We start from the raw sequence: 2,456 nt of genomic DNA, 5'->3' as shown, positions 1-2,456 counted from the left end.
TACCAACGCTTCAATCTTAATGACTTTGGCTATATTGATACAGGTACTCATGTGAGTCATTTTTCTTATACTTTAGCTTTGGCTTTAGGATTTAAAAATATTATCATGATAGGGCAAGATTTAGCTTTTGATGAAAAAGGAAATTCACACTCAAAAGGTTTTGATTTTGGGGAGAAATTTAGCGGTGAAGAAAATATAGACAAACTTAAAGTCCCCGCCTATGCAGGTAAAGGTGAAGTTTTAACTCATATAACTTGGAATGATTATCGCATAAAACTTGAATATCTTTTTGCTTGCAACAGTAAAGAAACTAAATTTTACAATGCCACTGAAGGTGGAGCAAGGATTAATTTTACAGAAGAACTTTCCTTTAAAGAATGTTGTGAAAAATTCCTTACAAAAGAAAAACCTAAATTTGAACTTCCAAAAAGTTTAACTAAAAATAGAAGTGACAAACTCCTAGTTAAATTCAAAGAAAAAATACAAAAAGATCAAGATAATGCTAAAAGATTTTTAAATGATGCTTTAGCTTTAAAACAAATTTTAGAAAATATACTCAGTAAAGATTTTATTTTACCTTTGGAATTTTTAGAAAAAGTTTATCAAAATATAGAAAATTTCAATCACTCTTTAGATGAAGATGAGTTTATACAAGATGAAGTTTTAAGAGGAGCCTTTGCTTATCGTGGAAAATTTATCGCTGATGTACTTAGGCTTCATATTCAAGATAAAGTTAGTTTTATCAGTGCTTATATCAAAGCTTATGATGAATGGTTGCTTTATTTTATAGAAAAACTAGAGCAAAAATATAAATCTTTATTAAAAGTATAAAATTTAACACCAAAGTATAAAATATTTTTTTGATTGCACGATATAGCATGTAACAAGTTCATGGATGAGCTTGAATTTTTTTAAAAGGATTTAAAATGGGATTTCGTATTAACACAAACGTTGCAGCATTAAATGCAAAAGCAAACTCTGATCTAAACAGCAAAGCATTAGATCAATCACTTGCAAGACTTAGTTCAGGTCTTAGAATCAACTCAGCCGCAGATGATGCTTCTGGTATGGCGATAGCAGATAGTCTAAGATCTCAAGCTAATACTTTAGGTCAAGCTATATCAAATGGTAACGATGCTTTAGGTATCTTACAAACTGCAGATAAGGCTATGGATGAGCAACTTAAAATCTTAGATACTATTAAAACTAAGGCAACTCAAGCAGCTCAAGATGGACAAAGCTTAAAAACAAGAACTATGCTTCAAGCAGATATTAACCGCTTGATGGAAGAACTTGATAATATCGCTAATACTACTTCATTTAATGGTAAACAACTTTTAAGTGGTAATTTTATCAATCAAGAATTTCAAATCGGTGCAAGTTCAAATCAAACTGTAAAGGCTACCATAGGAGCAACTCAATCTTCTAAAATCGGTTTAACACGCTTTGAAACCGGAGGAAGAATTTCTCAAAGTGGTGAAGTGCAATTTACTTTGAAAAACTATAACGGCATAGATGATTTTAAATTTCAAAAAGTTGTGATTTCAACCTCAGTTGGAACAGGACTTGGGGCTTTAGCTGATGAAATAAATAAAAATGCCGATAAAACAGGTGTTAGGGCTACTTTTACAGTAGAGACTCGAGGTATGGCTGCGGTTAAAGCGGGAAGTACTGGAGAGGATTTTACTATTAATGGGGTAAAAATCGGTCAGATAGAATACAAAGATGGTGATAGCAATGGTGCTTTAGTTTCTGCAATCAACTCTGTAAAAGATACTACAGGAGTAGAAGCCTCTATAGATGAAAATGGTAAACTTTTGCTCACTTCAAGAGAAGGTAGAGGAATTAAAATCGAAGGAAGTATAGGTGGTGGTGCTTTTATCAATGCCGATATGAAAGAAAACTATGGTCGTTTATCTTTGGTAAAAAATGATGGTAAAGATATTTTAATCAGTGGTTCAGGACTTAGTTTTGCTGGTTTTGGTGCAAGTCAATTCGTATCTCAAGCTTCTGTTTCTCTAAGAGAGTCAAAAGGTCAAATTGATGCTAATGTCGCTGATGCTATGGGTTTTGGTTCTGCAAATAAACAAAATATTTTAGCAGGATATTCTTCTGTTTCTGCTTATATGAGTAGTGCTGGTAGTGGATTTTCGTCAGGTTCAGGTTATTCTGTAGGTAGTGGGAAAAATTATTCTGCAAGTATAGCCGGATCCGCGATAGCTATTTCAGCTGCTTCTCAACTTTCAGCAGTTTATAATGTATCTGCAGGTTCAGGTTTTTCATCAGGATCAAATCTTTCTCAATTCGCAACTATGAAAACAACTGCTTTTGGAGTTAAGGAAGAAACTGCAGGTGTAACTACACTTAAAGGCGCTATGGCTGTGATGGATATAGCAGAAACTGCTATAACAAATCTTGATCAAATCAGAGCAGACATTGGTTCGGTGCAAAATCAA

At 33.3% G+C, this 2,456-nt stretch carries 1 protein-coding gene and 1 pseudogene; both read left to right on the top strand.

Annotated elements, in window-relative coordinates; translation table 11 throughout:
* A pseudogene (locus AJN64_RS06230) lies at positions 1 to 831 on the top strand (motility associated factor glycosyltransferase family protein); the annotation flags it as partial.
* A 95-nt stretch (positions 832 to 926) separates the two neighbouring features.
* Positions 927 to 2,456, top strand: a 1,530-nt coding sequence (locus tag AJN64_RS06225; protein WP_070292816.1) for a flagellin, incomplete at its 3' end; no start/stop codon positions are given.

The organism is Campylobacter sp. BCW_4332, from assembly GCF_001763175.1.
Classification (GTDB): domain Bacteria; phylum Campylobacterota; class Campylobacteria; order Campylobacterales; family Campylobacteraceae; genus Campylobacter_D; species Campylobacter_D jejuni.
The sequence above is the reverse complement of the archived record's forward strand: the minus strand, read 5'-3'. Positions and strand labels throughout refer to the sequence as shown.